Here is a 23,248-nt window from a genome sequence, read left to right as displayed (position 1 = left end):
TCTTGTTTGTCACGGGCCCTCCATCGGCGAATCTTGACGTCGAATGACTAGCGCCGCCCTAAAGGTCACCGCTAACGATTGAGTGAGGAAGACCGTAACATGGCTACTGGATTATGGTTTCGCGGGGGATGGCTTGCGCGCAGCGCCGGCCTGGTTGCCGCTTTTGCGGGGTGCCTTGCCGGCAGCGGCTGCTCCACCGTCGGCCAAGAGTTCATCGTGGACACTAGGTCACCTGATCCCACGATCTATCCACCAGGCAGCGCACCCGACAAGCCGTTGTTGATACCCCTTGAAGGGTTCACGCTTTCCTGCAGCAATACGCAGGTTATGGTGAACACCAAGGCAGGTGTCATGTCCTTCGTGTTGGCCAACAAGTTGTGGTCTGGCTCCAAGCCTTTTGGGGAAACAGTCGTGGCCGTCCTGGAGCCTGAGGCGACAGCAGACGTAGTGAGCGACGCACTGTCTGGCTCGTTCGACGAGCTTGAAGCGGGCTTGAAAAAGGTGGTGGGCCGCGAGGGTTGCGTACTCGCTCTGCGCGACGAATCAGCGACTACCTCTGCCAAGACTGCGGCGAGGGCCGCAAACATCATTCAGGTCGGCCTGCCACGGAGGTACAGCGCGATGTTGCGCAGCGCATACAACCACCGCGTCTGGCCGCAAGATGCTGGCGTGGACACGGTGGGCATCAGCGTTGACCTGTTTCCTGGGATGCGCCTGCGCATTGAAAACAGTGTGCCCATCGCCCCCGCTGGCGTTGGAAATCACGGCGGACACCCATCATCGTTTGCTGCTCCGACCTATCTGTACTTCCACGCCTTGACGGGTGCCGAACTATGCGACCCGGGCGCCAAGCCACACGACAACCGCAGCCCCGGCTATGAGTGTGTTTCACCACCCCAAGAGTGGGAAAATAAGACTTATCTCTCACCGAACGGCGGCTTGGCTAGGCTTGGGCTCACGCAGTATAACGACATGGTCGATCCGGCTGCGATGGCACCCGGGCATAGTTCCGCCAAGGCCGCCCACAAGCCGGCAGTCGTTATTCAGGGCGAGAACTTTGACGACCTCTCCTTGGRCGCATCCGGGCTCATCGACTTGTTGGAATCGAGCAGCGTCGGTGAAGGCGCACGCCGCTATTGGCGGCTATGGCTTCCCGCGCATCGTATTACGTACACCGCCACCTCCATCGCCGCCGGCGGCGGATCTACGGAACCCCCGGACAGTACGCCGCTCCTGTTTTCCGCCGACAGGATGGACGAATTGCCATACAGCGAACTGGCTGCCCCTAACACAAGTACCGAGCCCTGCACGGTGGCTACCTCTGCCCACGTAAGGTGGACCTGCTATAGCCTCCACTACCGGGTTGTACCCGTCCCGGAGATCGTCATTTGGGTGAACGGTAGGCGGCAGTGGGTCGCCATTGGCACAACGCTGCTGGATGTTGTCGCGGAACGGCTCCATGACGGATTCGCGGGGCGGTCCAGCCACTTCTCCGCGACCGTAGAGGGCCATGACGATCTCGCGGACGACATGCCAGGCACAGCCAGCGACCTCGCACGCACGATCGCCTCGTCCGTCAGCGTGGTCAGACTTTATCGGGATGGTCCCCATGCGGTCGTCTCCCAAAGCTTGGCGAAATCCACCGACGTCGCGAGGCTTTTGCGTCTTCAACTTATGCCTGGGGATGAAATCAAATGGACGAAGTAATTCTGTTCCGAATTCCGGGCACGCAACTCTTCGTCAACTGCAATCCGCCGAAAAGTGCCGGCACGATTGCTGAGGCGTCTTTCTGTTTCTTCCACGCTCCCGCCACGGCGAGGCAAGACATTACCTTTACCGAATCGCTGATGGTGAAGGGGGCGTATGCCTTCATCCCGCCGAATGCGGCCAACCCATTTTCGGTGCTCATACCGTTCCTGCAACGAGCAGCACAAGGCGACGGCACGTACTATTTCTGGATGAATGAGAAGTGGGCCAACGCGCCAGCGCAATTGCGTATCATAAATGCATCCACAGCCCAACGCCTGTCTATCACCCAGTGGGCGTTCGAAGCATTGCCCGACACTGGGACGGGCAGCGGCACGATGACCGTCACCCTTCCAAAGGGAACCGCAGTTGTATTCGACGCCGGGGGTATTTTGCTGAAAGACCCCGGCATCCAGCTCGAAGTCACCGTCTACAAAAAGACAATCAAGTTCGCCCCGGACGCCGGCTCGATGCGTATCAACATCGGCTCGGGCCCGCGCTGCGCGACCTTCGAGGGCCGCCTCTCGACTCCTGACACGGGGGAGCTGATCTCGGCCATCACGCCTCAGGTGAGGTACGCGTGGATTCCGCGCGGGAGCACTTTCCCCACTATGCGTGCTGCACGCATCCTGTCCGACCGAAGCGGCGATCATGTCGGTGTGGCAGCCGCGTTCCAGCTTCACCGATACACTTCGCGCCGGGAATATACCCGCATCAACCTCATCAGCACCAGCACCAGTGCCGAACTGGTGTCCGAGCTGCCGGACACCAGCGGGCAGCTGCTCGCCTTCCGCCCGGATGTCGATGCGGCAATCTATTTCGACGTTTCGCCGCAAGGCATCTCTCACGCTTCCCTGATGGGCAAGTTCGCCGTCAAGCCGGCGCCGTCCGCGGCATTCGCGGGCGTGGTGCCGGTGTATCGCGAAGTGATGCCGGGCAGCTCTGGCACAGAGTTCTTCCAGTTGGAGAAAGACGGCTACAACGGTGTCGAGTTTTTTCCCGCCCAACCGGCATTCGTCGCATTTGGAGCCGGCTCGGAAGAACCCACGGTCTGTAACGCCGCTACCACGGCCTGGATGGCCCCCTGTCGCACCGGTACGGCCACAGCTTTCAACAATCAGCCCTACAGCTTCGTCACACAACCGCAAGACCAGCCCCTGTTTGGCCGTAGGGACGTTGTGAAGGCGACTCAGAACGTGGATGCATACTCCGTACTGTTTGATCCGGCGCCGTTGACCGTAGAGACGCCGCCAGGCCTTCCGTTGGCAGGTCTTCCGTTCTTTCCGTTCAGGGGCATCCGGCGGAAAACGCTGGACGGAACGCAGCAGCTCGATAGCGAAGCGCTAGGTCCGATACGCAGCCGCCTCGCCGCGGAGTGGTCGCGGCAGACGCGCAAGCGCATGGGCATCTTGGACGGCGACGACAAAACGTGGATCACGACGCCGCAAGGCCTGCTCGTGCAGATTGATGCGGCCAACGTATGGCATACGATCAAGCTAGGGGAAACCGCAGACGTCTTGAGGAAAGCTTCGGATGGCTGGATGCTTTCCATCGATCGGCCAAAGGACATCAATGGCAAGCCAGTGGAACGCTGGGCCCTGCAGGAGGCGCTCAGCCGACCAGATGTGTTTGTCGTCGTCACGCGCAAGGGTCACGCCGACATACCCAACGTCAGCGATCCGCCGTTCGGCAAGATCGATCTGGCCGTCAAGATCGCCGGCTGGCCCATGGTCATCGGCTTCGCGGACACTTCGGGAGCGGCGCCAGTCACGCCGACCGCGGCGGCGCCATCCACTTTCGAGCCGGTGATGGTGATGAAGCTCAGCAAGGGGCCTATTGAGGACCTGCTGGCGGACGTGGGACGCTGGTCGCTTGCACGGATCTTCAATGCCGATCCGACAAAGTCCAGCGTGGCGGCTGTCCAGTCGTTTAAGAACCTGCAGTTACTTAGCCAGGGTTATTCACCACTGGCCGCGCCAGACGCGCCCGAGCGCTACAGGAAAATCGCCCCCGAGCTGGTTTCCCACTATCAGGAGATCTATGACAAGATCAAGGACGACAATTGGACCGGCATTCTGATCTTCAATGCCCAAACACCCTTCGATAAGGTGCCCGACGACGTATCGGTCGTCACCCAGGGGGGGGCCAACGTCGAGGCATTTGCGGTACCGGTCTTGGGCATCGACGTCAGCCGCGTGGTGCCGGACAAGGATGGCGTACTGGTGCTTGAAAAAACATCCGCCTTTGGCGCGATTCATTTCCACGCACCCGCACCAATGGAGTCGAAGGGCGATTTCAAGTTCGAGTTGCGTACCCTGAATGCGGTGTTCAGCAACTCAGAACTGCGAACTTTTCTCGCATCAATGCAACTACGCCTCAGCCGCTTTTTCGGAGCTGAATCTTCGGAAGATGAGTCAGTCGGCGACAGCCGCGTGCTGGACATCCTGGCACGGTATGAAAGCAAGTCGGCAGTCGGCGGCACTGGAGAGTACGTGTTCCGCGCACTCGGACGGCGAAGCATGAAGTTCAAGAGCAGCGATTTCCTGTCCGGCATGGCGGCGACGCGAATTGACGTCACTTGCAAGCGGAAGGGTGATGAGCCACACAGGTACGTTGAATCCAGATTCGGCTTGTGGGGTGAGCTTGAGTTCGGATCGAAATTCTCCGGCGTTTCCGGAATGAAAAAGATCGAGTTCGAAAATGCAGCCCTCATCATGGGCCAGGGCAAGTTCGACATTGACATTGGCAATATACGTGTCGACTTCAAAAAAGAGGGTGCCAATTCGGACGGGGGCGGCCTATTGGCCAATTTCCCTCTCCAGCTTTCCGCAATGCGTTGGGCTTCGCTGGGCGGTTCCCTATCGCTGCCAAGCGTGGGTTATACAGGCCTGTCGCTTCCAGGTCTGGTCGGATTTGACGCGCCGTCGTTTGACTTCGGTCTGGAGCTGGACCTCAATCTAGGATCCATGGGCAAGCTCTTCGAAGCAGCCAACTTCCTGAAGGCGAGAATCATCATTGGCTGGTACGACGTGAAGAACCCCCTTAAGGGCTTTAGCGTCGGCTTCCGTTTTGACGGCGGCAACGGTCCCCTCGACATCGGCATTAACGGCGTGCTGCGGTTGACCGCGGACTCCGTCAATGTCCAAAGTTACGATGAGCCCAACGGCATCGGCATCGGGCTGCTCAATCCGCAGCTGGAAGTCATGGGATATAAGGTGCCTCAAATGCCGTCTGACACACTTGTCGCGTTCATTCCTTCCGGCAAGGACAACGTTGCCTGGGGATGGGCGCGTAGCAAGACGGAAGTCGGCCCGCTGGTGTTCGACTACTTCGCCATCGGGCAGCGGATGCGCTTGGTGCCCGATGGTGCGTTCGGACTCGACAAGAATCTTGAATATATTGTCGGCAAATCGAAGGACCTCCTGAAACCGGCCGACACAGCCGGTAAGGCCAAGCTTCCCAAGATTGGTGAGCTCTATATTCCGGAGGCCGGCTGGGGGGTGGTGGCCAGCGGCAACCTCTATTCCTTCAAGTTCCAGTTCGTCTTTCTGGATGGGCTTGACCGGTACGGCTTGGGGCTGGACATTCCAAAGCTGGCCAAGATCGACGTCATCTACCGCAAGCTGTCCGACGGGCAGGGTGTGTTCTCCGCTGAGATTGAGCCAGGGTTCCGAACCTTGGAAATGGGGGCCGCCACTGTCACCCTGCCCGTCCTGGGATTCGATGCGGTAACGAACGGGGACTGGTCCATCAATATTGGCTACCATGGCAATGATTTCAGCCGCGGAACGACAGTGCAAGTCCTGCCGTTTCTCGGTTCGGGCGGCATGCGTTTTGGAAAGCTCGACTGGCAGTCGTCCTACGTGCTGAATTCACCAGACTCACCCAATTTGCCTGTCGTCATGGCATTGAAACTCGATCCTGTCATCGAAATGTCGCTGGCAGCGCGCATCGGGCTGGGTAAGGAGTTCCGGGAGGGCGTCTTCGCCGCTGGCATCACGCTCTCCGTATATGGCATCTTCGAGGGCGCGGTCGGCACGCCCAACCATCCCAAGTTCCCGTCAAACCGCGCACGACGCTACATCAGGATCGACGGAACTGTCGGCTTGCTGCTGGAGATTTTCGGTGTGGCGAGTTTCTCGCTCATCAGCGCGGTCGTAAGCATCCGGGTGTGGGTCGAGGCTGGAGTGACCTTTGAGTCTTACGCACCGGTGCTGTTCCATGCCGAAGCCGGCGTCAGCGTGTTTGTCCGGTTTGTCATTGCGCGGTTTTCGGTATTCGGCCGTAGCTGGGAAATCGCCATTGAATTTAGTTTTGCGACCCGCGTCCGGTTCAGCCAGAAGATCGTAGACTCGTTCGACGGACCGCTGCCTCCCGAGATAGGATTGCCTGCCCGCGCGGCCTTGTCTGCTGCCATGTTGGCAGAGCTTGCCTATCAGGAGGCGCAGCCTCTCCTGTGGGTCCCGCACAAACTGGCCGCTGCGCCCAAGGTATTGCTCTGCGCCGTCAGCGTCGAACCGATGATGTCGGCCTCGACGCCCGTCATGCAGCCAATGCTGCTGGCCTCCGCCGTCACCCCGGGCTCGGGCGGCCTGGACGACTTCTGTGCCCAGCTTTTTGAGTGGGCGCTGCGCCTGTCTCTCGGCGTGGATCCGGCGGGGCAGACGCCGGCTCGAGTCAAACTGTCTGCGCTCCAGACCTTGGCCGGCCGCGTCACACCACCAAAAGGCGGGTTGTCCCGGTGGGGAGCCGAGCCGCTCGACTTTGCAGCCGTGGTGGGGTTCATCGACCTGCATTTGCAGCTTGAACTCGTGAACATTGATGCTTTGCTACGAGCGCAGACATCGCTGCTTGCTATGGCCGGCAACGCCGCGCCAAAGACCGCGCAAGGCATCATGTTGCCGTGGTTGGCCGACATTGCTGTGAGCGCCGCTTTCGATGACGCCAGTGCCGCATTGATCAGGGACTTTCGCAGCACCCACTCGACCCCGATCGACGACGAGTGGGAAGATAGACTGCATGCCCTGCTGTCCGAATCGATGCCTGACTATCCCAAGGATAAGGCGACTCTGCTGAAGTTGGCCTATATCCAAAATGGCTTGCATGCATTATCAGCGGGTACCAAAGAGGCGCTGGATGCCATTACGGAGGACTGGGCCGCGGCCCTTGTTCAGGGCATTGTTCATCAGGCCCTGCGCATCGCACGGAAGATGACCGAGCAGGCGGGAGCATCGGACACCGAGCCTGACGTGGAGCTCGCCAAGCTGCTGAGTCTATTGAAGGCCCCGGACACCGGTGGCAGCGTCTGCATCCAGGTTGCGCAACACGCAAGCACTTTCCTCCACCACGGTCTGCGCGTACCCGCGGTAAGCGCGGCCTCCAGCCTGGCGCTGCCAGAACTGCTCAAGACCGAGATCGGCATGGCCCAGCTGAATGCGCAAGGCCAGGAATGCGTGCTGTCCTTCAGTCCACGGCCAGGCTTTTCGGGCCGCTGGATCAAGGGTGCAACCACGCACAACTCATTCAAGACTGCCGACGCACTGAAGGCGATGCAGGAGGCAAGCAAGGCGCTGGATTCCCGCAAGATCAAACTCACGCTCGAGTTGGAAGACAGCCTTGAGCAAAAGACAATGCAGGCGCGGCGCTTTGTGGCCCGCACCTTCATTCCGCTGGGCAAGCCCGGCGCGATGGCCGCCAACCTGCGCATGGCTGCAGTGCCTGAAGCCTTATTCGCCCTGTCGCAAGGCCGGGCACTGCCGCTCACTATCGACGCCGCCTTGGAAGATCCCAGCGGCAGCGTGAAGCCGCGCCCGATTACGCCGCGTTGGTACGTCAAACTGGAAATCCGGCTCGAGGCTGCGGCGACGTCTGCCGCGGGAAAGCTGGGAAAGGAGGGAACGGCAGGACGCGCTGTTTATTCCGTACTGAGCGTCGACCCGCGCATCCGCGAGCTGATGGTCAACATGAACAGCGCGATGGGTCCGTCCTTCGTGACAAAGGCGCGACTCGGCTTCAAGGTCGATGGGGAACAACCTGCAGTCCCATTCCATTTTCTGGAAGATGAAGAAGCCTTCTTCTTCACCTCGAACATGTCGGTTGAGCCCAATCCGCCGGTGCAGCGCGCCGCCGTTGCCGCCGGCGGCACGCCAGATGCGCCAACCTTCAGTCGCTTGGGCGACAGCATGGCCGTCGCTCAGATGCTATGGATGTCCAATACGGTGAATTCACCCGGGTTCCATCTAGGGTTCGACAAGAACGACCCGATTGCGCACCTCTTCAAGGGAGGCGCAATTGCGTCGGTTTCGGTGATATTTGAACTATCCCCGTTGCCACATTTCCTGCCGATAATTGATGGGCTACTCCTTGATGCGGCGGAAGCCGCCTCCGGATGGGTCGTCAGTTTAACCACACCGCAAGTAACCGAACTTACCTCGGACACCCCTGACGGACAAGCCGCTATCCTCGTTACCAGGGAAAACCCACTCTATGGCTTGCCCGCCCGGATCACGTCAACCCAGGAGGACGCGCTGTACCTTGCCGCAAGGTACGAGTTGGTCGACTACTGGACGCAGGAGAAGGCAGCCAATATTCAAGGCACAGCAAGCCTCGAACTTAGCCGGGACAGCGTCATGCCGGTGCGCGTTCACATGGACGAAAGCGAGCAGGCGGCACTGCCACCCGGCGGACAGCCGCCCACCTGGCCGCACCGTATTTTGGTGCCACTTGCAAAGATAGGCCAGCGCACGGCCATGCGAAACGCAATGGCCAGTGTCAAGTCTGCGCCTGACGCCAGCCCTTATGAGTTTGTCGGCACCGACCTTGCCACGCTGATTAACGTCGGCGTGCGCGATGGGGCGGGACACTTCTTGGAGGACGGGAAGCTCGACGTGACATGGAAAGGCGACACAACGATCCGCTATCGCGACGCCCTATTCAAGCTGCAGGAATTGCCAGGTATGAGCGCGACATGGATGCCCGCAAAAGGCGGCGCCAATGCCGCCGCGATCGAGTTCAACCTAACGTGGAACGCGGACCTGTTGTACAAGGATGATCCGAAAGCACCACTGCCGCCCGAGCGCAGGCAGGCTCTTGTCGAACAATTCAGGCGGTATGTCACCATGGTCCGCATGGCTGATTTCGACGCAAATATTCGGATGACGCTCGATGGGACGGCGCTAGGTCAGCCTGTGGGGGTCAAGCCAGCCGTTCTGGCCTGGCTGGAGGCGGTCCACGCCGAGCTCGAAGCGCCGGGTGCGCCCAAGGCGCAAGACTGCAAACTGCCCACGGTCAGATTACCGCAGGCATTATTCCCCGCCACAACGGCGAAGCCAGCGCAAATTTCCGCTGAGATGGTATTCAGCCGTCGGCAGGACCTTTGCGACCCCCGCGTGACGAAGACCAGTGACGATCTGTGGTTCGCGTCTTCTCCCATCGGGCCGAAAAGCCTGCAGACTTCACAAGACTGGGTCGACTGGTCGGAGCGCATACGCGTCGCTTTCGGAGGAACATTCACGCTGCTGAGGAAGGTCGAGGGGCGTATAGAGCCGAGTCGCAATCGTGCCGAGGGGGCCACAGTCTGGCTGTTGCGCCGAAGCATGTTGTCCGTGCGCAGTCCAAAGGCAACGTCGGCCTCATACTTCGCCCCCACGCCGCTCGCCAAAACTTTGCTCTCGGGCGTCGCCAACGTGACGATGCCAGATGGGCAACGAGAGGACATCGAGGTTAAAGATGTCGACCTCAATGCGGTTGCCGGCCGCGCCTCTTCCGCCCTGGAAACGATGATGGCGGCTCCCGCTGGCGAAAGCCTTTGCCGCATTGTCCAGCCCGCTGGCCTATATTCGCGACTTGCCAAGGCCAAGAAGGGTGTCGCCGACGCCATGGCGCAACGGCTCGAAACCATTCTCGATGACAAAGCCACGTTGCCGGACAGCACGCTCCTCAAGTTCCGCGATGCTTCGCGCGCCGATACAAAAACGGCTTTCGCAGCGACTGCGGTCGTTAACGTTAACCTTCCTGGCGCGGTGGCTCAAGGCCACACGACGTTCCTTTGGGGCACCGTGAGCGTGTCGAGGACACCGGACCAAAATGCTACCATCGCGTTCTCGCCGATCCGAATACCACTCTTGGATGCGGGTGTTGCGGGGAGCTTTGATGTCGTGGTCCGCTGGGCTGACCCCGGCACGGACCCGCTCGCCAGGGTAGCGGGTGCGATGTCGTTCACGCCACAGTACGTGGAAGTCAGATCCGGTGAGGACATCGTGGGTTATCAACCCAGCGACTGGTATGAAATTCTCTGGACAGGAGAGATCGGCGGCGCCAACACAATGAGCATCCTTCCGGCATCAGGCTCCGAATGGACGATTCCCCTCCCATTGCGCCTTGTTCCACCGACGCCTGCCATCTTGCGGCATCAGATTGAGTCGGCTACGCCAGATTTGAAAGCACCCTTGGCGAACTACATTGCCAACGCGCGCGAGTGGGAATACCTGCTCGCGTTCATGACGCCGAAAGAGAACCACGACACAGCCTTCATTACGGTGAGGTTCGACGAGGACAGAACTGTCAGGTCGATGGGCGCTAACCCGCTCTTCGTCGCGCTGGCAACCTTTGCGAAATACGAAGAACGTGTTGCTGAACTGACGGGACAACTAGCGGCGGGCGTCGAACCGGACGCCAAGAGCGTCGAACTGGCGGTGCAGATTTTCGAAAGGATCGCCGCCAATCTGGGTTCTAAGGACGAACGTCTTGACAGCCTAGAGGCTGCGAGCAGCGCCAGGCTCGTCGACCTGGACACGGTCTTGCCGGTTGGCAAGCAGTTGGGGGAAATTCATTGGCGCACCCCCAAGGTTCCGAACAAACCCGTTCGTGCCGCGCTTCTCCATATCGACCAGGTGGACAGCGAGGAAAGAGTTGTCGCGCCCTATGACGAAACAGATGCGACAGTCCGGTACCAGCCTTCTACCGACGTGATGGCCGCCTTTTCTGGTATCGCCAACCTTTCGCCGCGCAGATTGACGTTTTCCGGTCTCGACGTAATGATAGAAAGCTGCGCCATGCCCACCCTCGTGGCAAAGCGTAATGCGCGCCTGCTCGACGGCGCCGCCATCTCCGAAAGCTTCATTTTCGAGACCGCGAGTGTCAGCACGCCAAATGCTCTGGTGCCGCACTTGGCCCACACCGACACTTACGATATGTCGACGGGCGATCAGGCGACACGCTCGGTCGAATATTGGCTGGAACTCCTGGAGAAGACGCTCTTCGACGGCGCCGAGCGCGCAGGCTTTGCAATCGACGTCTCGGCGCGGCTGAAGCTTCAGCTAGTGCAAGATGGCTCGCCCCAGTCGAGGATCTACTTTAAGGCGCCGTTGCCATCCATCAAGGGCGCTCCTGCGATGAAGGATCCTCAGAACAGTTCTCCGGACTGGTACAAGACACTTGCCGGCCACCTACTGACTTACATCAGGCGCGTGGGACCCGATGCCGCGAAGAACGGTTTCCTCGAACTCAAGGTACAGGTATTTTCCCTATCGGGTTCGGAGTCGAAGCGTCCCGCCCTGTCCCTTGAGAACCTCCAGATTCCCTTGTCGATGCTTTCCCCGAAGGCGGCGTTTGACGACCTGCAAATGGTCAGGCGCCTGCCAACGGATGCCGCGCCGCCGCTGCGCCAGATCGCGGCCTACATCTATGCGAGAAGCCGCACGCTGTTGGCTCCAGAAGCAGTTGTCAAGCAGGCTAGAAGCGAGCTGGCGTCATTCGCGTTGTCACGGGGCCCGAACGAACTGAAGAGCGAGGCTCTGCCGTCGCCAGCGGAACTGTCGACCGCCATGGGGCGCGAAGCATGGGTGAACAGTGCGGCTGCGGCAGTCGATGCGCTGTCGTCCCGCAGCACATCGCCGTATGCAGTGCTGGTGCTAGGCCCCGCCGATGCAACGGGCAACGCGCCGGAACCGCGCGTACGGCACTGGGCCATGGCCCTGGACCCGTCGCTTGTGGTGCGTGTCGCGGGGCCGATGGCCGGCGTGTCGCAGGACGGTCAGGACCTCGGGAATCTTTACCTCTGGGGCATTGCGAGCCGTGCCGCTCACCCTGTCGGCAAACGCACCAGAGGGCGTCCAGAATCGCCCGCCAACCATGCTGTCAAGCGCAAGACCGACAGGAGCAAGAAGTGAAGGTTGGATACGGAAAAGGCAGTAAGTTCGAGATCTGCACAAATGGCGGTCAGTGTGTCCCAGTAACATACCCGCTGACTGAGGGGCACTGCGTGTGCTTTGTTGAACAATTGCAAAACAGAGGCTCGTGATGATGCTAGTTCTTAGCTTTCAGGGACACACTGTGGGCACTCCGGTGCCCAATCCAAGTCATCATGTAGGATTCGTTTCTATCCTCGTTCGCGACTCTACGAACCAGATCATGCAACCACTGCGGATCACCAGTGGCGCAGGGATTGTTGGTCTGTCCGTGGGGTGGGGGGCCCAAATCGACTTTAAGAGCTCCGTTACGAGTTTTGAACTGGTCCTCGGGTGTGGCGCAACGCCGGGCGTCGTGGAGGTATTCGACAGCGGAGGGCAACTTTTGCATCAGATCCCCATTGATGCCTCGGGCCGCGCCAGTTACGCGGCCAACGACATAAGGCGGCTGTTTGTGCGCTCGCCCGAGGACGAGACTTGTCTAGCCCTGTTGAAACTTGAAGGTGTCGCCAAGACAGCAGCGGCGAGGGAGGGGCTCTTCGATCAGAGCATCAATCTCGACGAGGAGTTGAGTGACGCCGTCTGTGCGGAGGTTGTCTTTGGCGAGACAGCGACGCTGCGTGCACCCAATGCAGAGGCGCAACTGGTCAGCGGTCGAACATTCATTGCGGCTGTTGCTTTCGATCGGTATCTTGATGACCCGACACGATTCGCCCCCAGAAAGCATCCGACAGCAAAGGAACTCCAGGACCCGTCCATAAAAAAGCACTGGGACCTGTGCAACGATGCAGCCAAGGCGGGACGCAGTCCGGATATCGGAAACTGTCGCCATTTCGTCATTTGGCCAATCGATCAAGACGGTAAGGCACCCGCCAAGGCGCCGGCGATTCCTGATACTTGGCCTTATGACTATGCTTCGAAAATTGTGGAGCGATATGGACCTTTCAAGAGCTATGGTCAGCCCTCTGGAGATAACATTCACATTTTTAAGTATTGCGGCGTCCCGTGAATCGTGCGGTGAGCAGCCGCAAGTGATTTATCGTGGGCCAGACTTTTGACTCTGGTAACGAGAAGGCCACGGTCTCGTAATGGAGCCGGCCCTTGGGTCGAGGTAGACCGTAGCGCTTTAACCGGACGAAAGGATCCGCAATGCTTCCCTCTACCGAATGGAACAGCCTCGTGCCCAGCGCCAATCGTTTCTATTCTCCGAACCGAAATGCTAGGAAACCTGCATCTCTCAATCCGTCTCATATCGTGGTGCACGTGGCAGGTACCGATAGTCTTGCATCGGTGAAGAAGACCTTCACGGCTGCTAATGGTCGGGCAGACGGCCCCACATCTACTGCAGCTTGGCCCTGCCCGTCGGCACCGTATGTGCAGACATGATAGCGCGATCCCTTTGGCCAGCGTTCCAGTATAGGAGCGGGTCGGTAGCGCATCTTTGGGGGCCTCGTTGCTCGGATGCCGGAATTCGTTTGTCGGCGCATCAGTTTCGAGATGGTCGACGGCTGGAGTCGACCCGTTCCAGTCTCTCAGCTTTGCTTTGTGCCACGACCGCTTTCAAGGTGAAGCGGCCCTTTCACATCGGCGTCGCAGGGGGCACGCGCGGATTCTGCATGCCGCCAGAAACCTACGCCGGTGAGGCCGCAGCACGAAGATATTTCACATACAAACGATCCGTTGATCACACATCTCCTTGGTTACCCTTCGCCGTCGAGCCCGTATTGCATATCATCGTTGGGTTTGGATCCCACAGCAGCGCCGTTTGTAGGTTACGACTGCTTACACGTATCAAGGGAAGGCGAAACGAAATTGAGAACGGCTTGCATGAAGGACTGTAGACCGGTGGGGCAAGAGTCTGCATGCAACCTTTCCAAAGCAGCACGGTTCCAACGCGCTCCTTTTGCGATGTCTGAACAAAGCCACCCCTCCAATTCGCCACAAGGAACTACGAATAGACCACTTTCGCCTAAGAGCGAAAGTAGTTCGTCAATCTGTATCCGGTCGTTGCTTTCGAAATAATCCACCCCTTTGCGTTTAACATCGTCCCACTTGGATTTGATACGTACGCTCGAAACGAGCGTCTTCCTCGCAGTCCGCAGGTCGGTGTGTTTCGTTTCCAGCCATTGCCGAACCGAGGTTTCCATCGATTCCAGGATGTCCGTTTCGCTCGCCTTCCCGACGGAGGTGGCTATCAGGCTTCTCAGCTCGAGAATCCGTGCGCTCGGTGCACTACCTGTGAGCGCCTCCAAAGTCGCCTCGAGCGTCGCTTGAGAGTTCAGTATGTCAATGTCAGCAATTACACAGACCGGTGTTCCTGCCCGCCGGAGAGTTTCAACGGGCGTCTTCATCGCATCTTTGCCGTTACTGTGTATAAGCAACACCTCTTCGTCACCGGCATCGCGAAAAAATCGGTGCAGCACAGTCTGGTAGACGGCTCTGTCTGGGTCACCTTCACAAACGACTACCCCGCGGTGGAATAGTGCGTACGCGCAAAGGCGTGTCAGTCGATGAATTCGTACTCGCCAGTGTAAGGAACAGCTCCCGCCTTCTTTGACTCTGCCAGGTATTCAGCCGCGTGAGTCCGCGCAAACACCGGCAGCAACGTTGGATTGCACTCGAGGAGCGAAAAGACGTCCCGAAGGTAGATTTGTCCTTCAAATCGCACCGCATCAATGAGATACGCGAGAGCGTCTGCGGTCACATCGGAGCAAACAAATTCTTCGCCTCCCGCTTCGCTATCGTCGCTCCACGTCAAAAATTCCAGGCGACCGCCGGTCTTAAGGACAAGTCCTCTCATCTGGCTTTTCCTAGTATATTCAGCTTAGTCGATGCGTATTCTAACTCTGCCCCCTCGCCGGAGGTGAGCTCAAAGTCCCCGACTTCAAGTCCAAGGGGTAGACCATAGCCCTCGCCGAGCGCATATCGTCGACGCCCCCGGCTCGCACCTGGTTGAGCGCCTCTCGGATACGCAACTACTAGGACAGCGCGCTGCCGGCCATAGCTGGGATGGCCACGGCGACCTGCCCGAATGGCTTCAGCGCGCGGTAAATGCAGGCCAATCGCCTGAACATTTCTGGGTTTCGTGAGCACGGCAATCTGGCTAGCAGCCACTATAGTTTTTACGGCCGCTCGCAGTAATCGTGTACGTACCCCCACGAGGCCCCGTGTAGCACGTTTGCCCGGACACCGTCGTGCGAGGTGCTGCAAAGGCATTCGTCGCTCGGCTTGGAGGTGTACGAGAAGCATCAGGAGCGATAAGATTGGCGCTTCCACCTCCGCGGTGACAATGGTAGTCACCCGTCTTTCGATTGGTATGGCACCCAGCGGCATCCAGGCCTCCGCCATGGGCGTACACAGAAGTGGAAAACGAGATAGAACATAGAAGGACAGCAACGACGCCGTTGGCGACGGCCTGAAGACTGCGGACATGTGCGGCAATTGGTGCGCTCATACGACCCTCTCCCGTGGTTGTTATTCTTGTGCTCGGAAGCAGCTCGCCGTCCGCCTTACCGAGAAGGCCCTATTCTCGAATCTGCCGCGTTGCCGAGCCATCCTGCTATAGGGGTAGGTGTTGGCCGCTCTTTCGCCTTTATCTACGAGCACAACCAAGAGGAAAGTACCTTGGCGGACATCCTTCTCGCGACACGCAGCCGTTTGGACCTTGGACGGCAATGTTGCGCCGGCGACCAGAACCAGCCCGTGAAAGATGGGCAGGCTTCGCGGGTGGAAGCCTGCCCCAAATGTTGACAAGGAACTGGCGTTCCTGAGGTTGTTAACGTCAGTTCGGCCCGCACCTTTCGCATTTTTTGTAAGTGACGGAAGCGACTCGCGTGAGCGTCACCCCTCAACGCCACCTCATTCAGCCTTTGACTTGTGGAAATATTCTTGGATGAGCTTGGCCGACTCCTCCCAGAGTGCTGGTGCACCGCGCTCGATAGGTGGCCGGTAACGTGCAAGGGCCTGTCCTTCAGTGACCTGACACTCCACCCAGCTGCCGCCTCCTGTTGCGGCGTTGTGAAGCAGCGGCTGAAAGCGGTCCAACGCTTTCGCAAACCTTGCGTCGTTGCTATCGTACGGCACCACGACACAGCCGCCGAACAATCAGCAATGCTGAGAATGGTTTCATGGCGATTCGGCAAAGGTGACAAACGCGGAGAGGCCAGGCTGGCTTTTCAGCCAACCCGCGCTCTCCGCAAAGCTCCTGCACTCAGGCTACGTTGCAGCGGCCGTCGCCCCGGCAACGCCCCCTCGGTTAGCTCGATGGGAGCAGCTTATTGCTTCTTCGTCTTATCCACGCTGGCTGCGGCCTTCGCGGCTTCGGGCTGAGCCTCGGGCTTCGCCATATCTGCCTTGGCCTTCATCTTGTCGGAATCATTCTTTGCTTCAGACTTCGCCATACCAGCCTCTGTATGGACGGCCTTCGTCTTGCTCGCCTTGTGGTGGGTGCCCTTGGCGGCGGACTTATTGGCATCCGCCTTTACGTCAGTCTTCTCCTTATTGGCGCTGGCTTCAACCTTTGCTTCGTCGCCCTGCACGCTGACACTCTTCTTGTCCTTGTCGGCTTTTGCCTGCGTGGGGCTCTTTTCCTTGGCGACCTTTACCTGGTCTTTCGTCACCCCTGATTGCGGCTGAGTCGCGGAAGCTGGCACACCAGTCTGCGCGAAGACGGTACCGACGAGGGCTGCAGAGGCGAGAGCAGCGAACAGCTTCTTCATGACGTGAACTCCTGATGGATTTTCGGCAGCTCGGCAATGCGCCGTGCTTACCTGCGATAACGGTACTGTCCTGAGCCGAGTTGACTCAGAACTCGTGACAATCCGTAAGTTCTGAAACAGGCAAGCTGAGGTCATGAGCCCGGACGGATGCGCCTTCACCCTCAGCACGGGTCTTCGTCAATTCGGAAGTACTCCGACCTCGGTCCACGCAGAAGATGCTCGGTTGTGTTGTAGCCCCAAAGTCCGGCTGGACATCCAGCGCATCAACGTCGCCGTTACAGAAAGTCACTGCTGTGCAAATCCGCTAATACACCTTGGAACCATGCTGACCTAGAATCTCTGCAAGAGAAAAGGGAGAAAATCATGCGAAAGACCGCAGCGCTCTTGCTCCTAGTCGGCGTTACCGCGCTTGGCTCCAACCTGGCTCAGGCGCGGGTGGACGTCGGCATTGGTATTGGCATCCCTGTGCCAGCTGTTGTCGCCCCGCCGCCCGTCTACTACGAGCCAGCTCCCGTGGTGGTTCAGCCGCCGCCAGTGGTAGCGGCTCCGGCCTACTATTACGACGACTGGCAAGGCCGTGCATGGAGAGAGCGCCAATGGCGCGAACAGCGATGGAGGGAGCACGAATGGCGGGAGCGCCGGCGGGAATGGCGGCGCTGGCATGACGACTATGATGACTAGCATGCGCGAGCGCTAGGCGTGGGTAGCCGACTACTTGGTCAACGACTTGAAGGACTGATTGGACCGTCTTGGGTAGTCTTCTGTCGTTTCCGGCCGGGGGTCTTCAAGGTTTGATAGCTGACCGCGCACCCGCGCATAGCTGGCGGTGCCAGTAGGGCGGGCCAGGAACAAGCCGCCGACTGAAGGAGCGTTCTCCATGTTGCCCGTTGCCGCGCGCATCACTTTTGGTAAAACACTGCCATAGCTTGCTGTCCGCGGAAGAACGATATTGGGGGCGTCGGAACTCACCGACGTCACCTACAGGAGAACATCATGCACAGCTACAATGTTGACCCGAGCAATCCGAACTTTCCGAGCCGCACCGGCAACCCGTCCGGCCCCGGCCGCGGCAACAACCCGCCGGCGAAGGGCAAGTAATACGTTCGGCTACTGGTTGCTCGTTTATGCTGCCTTGGCGAGTTCCGCTAGGTCAGCGCCTTTTTCACGGTGATAGTCCAGCCAGTAGGGATAGCGCGCGGCCGCCCACGATTCGAAGTCGGGGTGGCCAAAGGGATAGGCGGGCCACGGCCACATTGCTGGGGGCTCGCCGTTCTCGCGCGAGATGACGGACAGTGATTGTCCAATGTACCCCAGCAAGTTGATAAGTTTCGCGGCAGAGTGCTGTCGATACAGCATGTCCTTCGGGTTCCGTATGCCGTGGGCCGCTATCAGTTTCGTCATTCTCTCAAGGTCCGGGAAGTGCTTTCCCGAACTCCAACGATACAGCGTGCCAATTTCCACTTCGGGCACGACGCTGGCTTTGTCCAGCATCGCGGAAACCGACGAAACCCTCAGGCGACGTTTCAGTTCATCAAAGAACAGGCTTGCTGGATTGCGAAGACGTCTGCTCTGAGAGGGTATCAAGCAGGCAAACTGCGGTGACTCCAGCCCCTTGTTCTCTGCCTCATCAAGGTCCCAGCCAGCCAACCACCCCAGGTGTGCGTCCATGGACATGGCGGCCGTAAGGGCAGAAATGGCTTGCAAGTTTGGAGCTTTGCGTAGAACCTCCAGCGCCTCTGGCCAAAGTAGGGTGCTCAGAAGAGGATGGTTGGTCATGAAGTCGGCCGCCCCGGCCGCATCACCGGCCTCAAGCAGCTGCTGAGTCTGCCGGCCCGAGCGTTCCAGCACGGCCAGATAGCAATGTTGGCGCTGCCATTCGCTCACCTCAATACCCAACCCAAAAAACAGAGTTTCTATAAACGTCAGGGATTCAACGTACTGTCTGGCGTCTGCGCATCCTCCGATTGCCCGCTTCAGGTCATCGATGAAGGCTGGTGTGGCGTCTTGCGACCCGAGCTTTTCCAGCATTTCGTTCAGGGCTTTCAATACCAGCTTTTCCCTGGGATTGCCTTGGGCCGCCAGCCTCGTCAGCCGCCTGTACGCGTTCCCGGCGCCCGTTTCGGCAAAGGCTGCCTGCACGGACATGCCGAACAGCTTGAGGTAGATGTCCGGCATGTAGGCAAACAGCCCAACCCGCGGAATAGGAGCCGGATGGCCATCAAAGGGGTAACTAAACAGGACTTGTGCATTCATTGGCTATTGCGGCCCCCATTGTTTGCCCTTCAACTGCGGCAGCCACGCAGAACGCTCAGCTCGCGTTCTCCGGTACTCGCAGGCTGAAGACTCCGTAATGGAGCCGAAGGCATTCATTGCCCCGGCTTTACATGCTGCCCTTTTCGCCCAACCGTTGCCCGATGTATAGGTGCGCACCATACTTCGTCACCAAGTTCATGTACTGACTTGATAGTAGCTCGGCCTCTTCGACCTGAGCGGCAAAATCTTCCAAAGTCAGGTCGATTGATTTATCCACATGGCCGGGCGACATATCCCAATCGAGCGGCACAAAAACAAGCAACGGTGTCGCGTCACAGAGCCTTCCAGATTCTGTGTGCAAATGCTTCCCTGGAACACCCCAGCGACCGTGGGCATAGTCGTTGCGAAACCCGCGTGCTTTATTCGTGCGCTTGAACCAAAGAGCGAACTCCCGCTCGCCCTCAGGGTTCGGCCTCGTCCACGCAGCCCGAATCAAACGCTCCAAAGCTTTCAGGCGGCCCTTTAGCTTCGCTTTTTCAGGTTCGAGGAGTGTTTGAATTTCCGGGTCTTCCTCATAGCCCCAGTAGCGCAATTGCAGCCCTACAGTGAAGTCCAGCCTGGCAACGGCATGGACCAGCCGGCCGAGCAATAGATGAAACGCGCTCTCGAAGTCGGTCTCTGCAATCTGACGCCATGCATCTGCTCGCTTAGGTGAGCCCATCAGCGTTCTACCTTGAGCCTAACGTGTATGAGGTCGTTTTAGACACGACGTCTCGAGCTATTGACGGCCTATTCTTCAGCAATGAGGAATCGATTCGGATTCTTACCCAGCCATGCAGGAGTACGACCACGGCCCGACCAAGTCTTACCAGTCTTGGGGTCACGATACTTCGGCGGCAGGGGCTCCTTGGCTGCCTTCTGCGCTCCACTGCCCGCCGGTCGACCGCGACGGCGCCTGACGACGAGGTCATCCACGGACAGACCATACTCTTCCATCAAAGCACGAATTTGCTCGATGACGGCAGTAACCTCGGTGGAGCGTGCTTCAGCAAGCTGCGCTTCCAGTGCTTCCTTTTGGGCCATCAATTGCTTGTAGGTCGCCATGCTCTCTCTCCTTAGATTAGATTTTCTCCGCATCATACTCCGGACACCTTACTTCACACCCGGCATCTGTGACCGGTCGGTCTCGCGATAGTCCTCGCCCCAACGCAGTTCCAAGTCAGACAGCCACGTTTCTTCCGTGGTCTTGCCCAGTGGCCGCCTGCAACAGTTCTTCGCCAGACTCGGGTTGCCCTTTCGGGAAGTCCCGGTTCCGATATGCGCGCAGGGCGAGACAGCGCCACTGGCCGTCGAACTACTGCATCACAACCAGACCAGTCGAACGCTTAGAAGCCGCCTGCCGTCGATGACTTGTCAAACCTGATTTTTACGTGGAGGTCGACGCACGAACCGGGTGTCGTCTTGTCACAGTTCCCTGTTCCGGTGTTCGATGCCTCCGTGTCCAGCGTCAGCAGATGCCGAAACCCACTACGTTCGATATTGAAGAGATTCAGCCAGGCGAAATAGTTGCCTTGTCCCATATCGGAATCTTTAAAGACGATTCCTTTCCTACCCGGGGCGACTTCCACAACCCCACGACGTCCCGACTGAACAGGTCCAGCACAACATCCGGATACAGCCATCCCTCGTCGTTCTAGCTGTACGTGATGTCCGAGCTGAAAACCTGATTCGGCGCAGCCGGCGTGAATTCACGGTTCAGTAGGCTCGGCGCGACTGGCAGCTTGTGCTTGGAATCGGTCGTGACGCGGTAACGATTCTTGTGGCGCACCCGGATGCCGCCTACTGGAAGTGAAATTTCAGGGGGAAGCTCGGTTCGCCGAGTTTGGCGCAATAATAATCTTGTTTGTTGCAAAGTTTAAGTTTAACTTATAATCCATGCGAAAGAATATGCATATTTGGCCCAATACCTTTGGAGGCTTTACCCCTTAATCACCAGCCCTTACAATAGTCCAATGAGCGACTATCAAGAGCCCCTATTCCGGGTCGCGCCTCCGGCATTATTGGAGGGCAGCGACGTCACGATGCCGAATGACGCGCTGGACACGGTCGTTCCAGAGTCGGTCGCTTCTGAGACTGGCGTCACCAAGGTGGTCGACCTTGACGTCGGCGTCGTGCTTGACCGCATCAGCTTGGGCGGGCTGCTCGACCTTTCCAAGCAGCAAAGGAACCTTCTTCTGCTGCGCCCGGTGTTTCAGCTTGAGCTGAACAAGAGCCAGTATCGCGGGGAGGCCAACGGCGACCAGGGCCTGTTTATCGGTGTCGACACCCACTACCTGGTACTTTCGGCGCTGGACTTCATGATGGAAGGCACCACGATGAACATGGGCTCCACCCAAAAGGAGGTCATGGACCATCTCGCCTCCGTAGCGCGCGAGATGAAACCCGTGCTGACCGCTGCCCAGTGCGGCCGCGTGGCGGAGGTGGTGCTCGACACCCTGAATAACAAAGCCGACGGGTATCGGGAATTCCTGTATGACTACTTCGATGCCAAGACGAGGTCCATCAAGTCCGTGCGGTTTCGGCTGGTGACCTACGAACCTGACCCGGAAGACGTCTACCGCTATCGCCCCACCCCTGAAGGCTACCTCGTCTACCTCGGGATGCTTGACCTGTCACCAGAGGATTCGCAGGAGCTGATGGAGAAGATGCTGGACCTTCTGGTCAAGCGCGGTCGCTTCGAGGCGGCGTTGGAAATTGCCAAACGTGCGCGCAAGCTCTCCATCGAATACCGGCAACTCATTGGGGACAGGCTGTTTCAGGCGTACCGCGCGCCGGGCTCGGTCAACTGGTCCAAGGAGATGGCAGGCAAACTCGACACCGCAAGGGAACACGTCCGCGCCCGGCAAGCCGAGGACCAGCGCATGGAAGAGGCCGTGCGCGAGGCGCTGGTGCAGGCCGAAGAGCTTAAGACGCGCCAAGACCTGTCCCAGCTGCTGAAGACGTTGCATAGCGCCGGCAACGTGCGTGCACAGCTCGTGAGCGACATCACCACCGCACCGGACAAATTCCTGGAGGCGCAGCGTGCCGTCTTCCGTGCGCGGCGCCCATCCGGCCTGCCTGACCTCGAGGCCACCCTATTCCCGCAATTCCTGGGGCTGCCAGCGGGGATGCTGGTCGAGAACGCGGACCACTGCATCTCGARCTTCTACCCGCCCGACTGGCCGAAGCTATTCGACTTGAATACTGTTTTTACGCTGCTTCTCGAGCGACGTGCCGAAGGCGCGGAGCCCGAGGAAGACAATGGGGAAATTACGCCGTTTGAGCCTCCGCCGGACCGCTTCCCGCCGGAACTCATCGAGCTCGTCGAGTCCTGGCTGAAGCTGCGGTTCAGTACCGGCGCGAGCTATCGCGTCGACGAGTTGCTGCAGCAGGCTGTCCAGGAAGGGATGAATGCCGACATGCGTCGCTGCATCGTCCTGATGCTCTATCGCTCCTTCCCGCAAACCGAGACCCTCTTTTCCAACATGCACGCGGAATTAAGCGGACGCTTCAATTTTGACGTTGCCGAGGGCGACAACCTGAGGTTCCTGCCCACAGGAGAAGAATAAATGCTAGAGGACCTGTCCACGGTCAAGAACGCTGCCCGGCTGATTTACAAGGGCTTGCATACCGGCCTGTCGCCCGTGAATGACACACAGTACCGAGAGCTTCTGGACGTCTATCGCGCCGACCCGAAATTCGCTGCACAGGTGGCGGACATCGCCGCCGGATTAGAACTTACTGTGCTGGACTACAGTGAGCGAGGTCTGGTACTTGCCCCGGCGTCTCGGGAAAGCCGGTTCGCGGTCCGGCTTGCAGACATCCGCGTGAACCTGAAGCCGGACCAGAAGGCTGCCCTGGTGCTAGCGCACGTGGCCATTGCCTCGGTCTTCTATCCGACCACCGATGGGCTGGAAGACGACAATTACGTTGCACCGCCGGCCAACACGGCGCAGTTCCGTGACGCCCTGCACGCCATTGCGCGGCGACTGAAGGATATGGAAGAGCTGCCGCTGGATGTGCCTGCAGAGCTCGTTCCAGGCTGGGAGACCATCTGCGCCCTGCCGAGCACCATCCCGAACGCACAACGGGCAACGCCCAGTTCGGTCACCGGACTGGTCGGCCTGGCGCTGTCGCAGATGGTATCAGCAGGCCTCGCGCGAGTGGACCGCGAAGCCAGCGATGAGTCGCTGGTCACCTATACCCCCACCCATCGACTGCGTGTGCAACTGCGGGAACTGACCCTTCGCCGGCTCTTCGAGCTGGCACAAGCGAACATTGGCAAAGTGGGGATGAGCCACTGAC

15 protein-coding genes and 2 pseudogenes are annotated in these 23,248 nt (G+C 59.0%); 7 read left to right on the top strand and 10 right to left on the bottom strand.

Annotated elements, in window-relative coordinates; genetic code table 11:
• Positions 1 to 99 precede the first annotated feature (99 nt).
• The 3 genes from AC1DQ3_RS05440 (at position 100) to AC1DQ3_RS05430 (ending at position 12,942) form a co-directional block, all read left to right on the top strand.
• On the top strand, positions 100 to 1,707 hold the full coding sequence (locus tag AC1DQ3_RS05440) for a hypothetical protein (protein ID WP_477119151.1): 1,608 nt from the start codon (positions 100 to 102) through the stop codon (positions 1,705 to 1,707).
• Positions 1,695 to 11,915: a hypothetical protein gene (locus AC1DQ3_RS05435; protein ID WP_477119150.1), complete on the top strand. Its 10,221-nt coding sequence runs from the start codon at positions 1,695 to 1,697 to the stop codon at positions 11,913 to 11,915. The genes AC1DQ3_RS05440 and AC1DQ3_RS05435 overlap by 13 nt, the downstream gene beginning before the upstream one ends.
• A gap of 241 nt (positions 11,916 to 12,156) precedes the next feature.
• On the top strand, positions 12,157 to 12,942 hold the full coding sequence (locus tag AC1DQ3_RS05430; protein WP_477119149.1) for a carbohydrate-binding protein: 786 nt from the start codon (positions 12,157 to 12,159) through the stop codon (positions 12,940 to 12,942).
• A 763-nt stretch (positions 12,943 to 13,705) separates the two neighbouring features.
• Here the strand turns inward: AC1DQ3_RS05430 and AC1DQ3_RS05425 are convergent.
• Together AC1DQ3_RS05425 and AC1DQ3_RS05420 are read right to left on the bottom strand one after the other, a co-directional pair.
• Positions 13,706 to 14,440, bottom strand: a complete 735-nt coding sequence (locus AC1DQ3_RS05425; RefSeq protein WP_477119262.1) for a TOPRIM nucleotidyl transferase/hydrolase domain-containing protein — start codon at positions 14,438 to 14,440, stop codon at positions 13,706 to 13,708.
• Complete coding sequence (locus AC1DQ3_RS05420; RefSeq protein ID WP_477119148.1) at positions 14,437 to 14,733, bottom strand: hypothetical protein; 297 nt, start codon at positions 14,731 to 14,733, stop codon at positions 14,437 to 14,439. The genes AC1DQ3_RS05425 and AC1DQ3_RS05420 overlap by 4 nt, the downstream gene beginning before the upstream one ends.
• A 190-nt stretch (positions 14,734 to 14,923) precedes the next feature.
• On the opposite strand from AC1DQ3_RS05420, the pseudogene AC1DQ3_RS05415 reads away from it, so the two are divergent.
• Positions 14,924 to 15,022: pseudogene (locus AC1DQ3_RS05415) on the top strand (H-NS family nucleoid-associated regulatory protein); the annotation flags it as partial.
• Positions 15,023 to 15,036: 14 nt separating this feature from the next.
• Here AC1DQ3_RS05415 and AC1DQ3_RS05410 read toward each other — a convergent pair.
• The 3 genes from AC1DQ3_RS05410 to AC1DQ3_RS05400 all read right to left on the bottom strand — a co-directional run bounded on the left by AC1DQ3_RS05410 (position 15,037) and on the right by AC1DQ3_RS05400 (position 16,651).
• The gene (locus tag AC1DQ3_RS05410; protein ID WP_477119147.1) at positions 15,037 to 15,387 is read right to left on the bottom strand and encodes a YHYH domain-containing protein; all 351 of its coding nucleotides are present in this window, start codon (positions 15,385 to 15,387) and stop codon (positions 15,037 to 15,039) included.
• Between the two features lie 404 nt (positions 15,388 to 15,791).
• A complete protein-coding gene (locus tag AC1DQ3_RS05405) occupies positions 15,792 to 16,016 on the bottom strand; it encodes an HD domain-containing protein (protein WP_477119261.1) in 225 nt (74 codons plus the stop codon).
• A gap of 191 nt (positions 16,017 to 16,207) precedes the next feature.
• Complete coding sequence (locus tag AC1DQ3_RS05400; protein ID WP_477119146.1) at positions 16,208 to 16,651, bottom strand: hypothetical protein; 444 nt, start codon at positions 16,649 to 16,651, stop codon at positions 16,208 to 16,210.
• A 363-nt stretch (positions 16,652 to 17,014) separates the two neighbouring features.
• Here AC1DQ3_RS05400 and AC1DQ3_RS05395 point away from each other — a divergent pair, with 363 nt between their 5' ends.
• Entirely contained in the window at positions 17,015 to 17,332 is a 318-nt protein-coding gene (locus tag AC1DQ3_RS05395) for a hypothetical protein (RefSeq protein ID WP_477119145.1), read from the top strand.
• Positions 17,333 to 17,362: 30 nt separating this feature from the next.
• Here the strand turns inward: AC1DQ3_RS05395 and AC1DQ3_RS05390 are convergent, their stop codons facing one another.
• The 5 genes and pseudogenes from AC1DQ3_RS05390 to AC1DQ3_RS05370 form a co-directional block, all read right to left on the bottom strand.
• Positions 17,363 to 17,620 (bottom strand): hypothetical protein, encoded by a 258-nt coding sequence (locus tag AC1DQ3_RS05390; RefSeq protein WP_477119144.1) that lies wholly within the window; start codon positions 17,618 to 17,620, stop codon positions 17,363 to 17,365.
• Positions 17,621 to 17,773: 153 nt separating this feature from the next.
• Positions 17,774 to 18,904 carry a hypothetical protein gene (locus AC1DQ3_RS05385; protein WP_477119143.1) on the bottom strand — a complete coding sequence of 377 codons (1,131 nt, stop codon included), beginning with the start codon at positions 18,902 to 18,904 and terminating at the stop codon, positions 17,774 to 17,776.
• Positions 18,905 to 19,031: 127 nt separating this feature from the next.
• Positions 19,032 to 19,625, bottom strand: coding sequence for a hypothetical protein (locus AC1DQ3_RS05380; protein ID WP_477119142.1), 594 nt, complete (start codon positions 19,623 to 19,625; stop codon positions 19,032 to 19,034).
• A 68-nt stretch (positions 19,626 to 19,693) separates the two neighbouring features.
• Positions 19,694 to 20,008, bottom strand: a complete 315-nt coding sequence (locus AC1DQ3_RS05375) for an H-NS histone family protein (protein WP_477119141.1) — start codon at positions 20,006 to 20,008, stop codon at positions 19,694 to 19,696.
• A gap of 505 nt (positions 20,009 to 20,513) precedes the next feature.
• Positions 20,514 to 20,741, bottom strand: a pseudogene (locus AC1DQ3_RS05370) (IS3 family transposase); the annotation flags it as partial.
• A 175-nt stretch (positions 20,742 to 20,916) separates the two neighbouring features.
• Between AC1DQ3_RS05370 and AC1DQ3_RS05365 the strand changes: the two are divergent.
• Both AC1DQ3_RS05365 and AC1DQ3_RS05360 read left to right on the top strand, forming a co-directional pair.
• Entirely contained in the window at positions 20,917 to 22,512 is a 1,596-nt protein-coding gene (locus AC1DQ3_RS05365; protein WP_477119140.1) for a hypothetical protein, read from the top strand.
• Positions 22,513 to 23,247 (top strand): hypothetical protein, encoded by a 735-nt coding sequence (locus AC1DQ3_RS05360; RefSeq protein ID WP_477119139.1) that lies wholly within the window; start codon positions 22,513 to 22,515, stop codon positions 23,245 to 23,247.
• The last annotated feature ends 1 nt before the right edge of the window (position 23,248 follow it).

This window comes from Cupriavidus sp. 01T418 (assembly GCF_056398885.1).
This window is presented reverse-complemented; position numbering and strand designations above follow the sequence as displayed.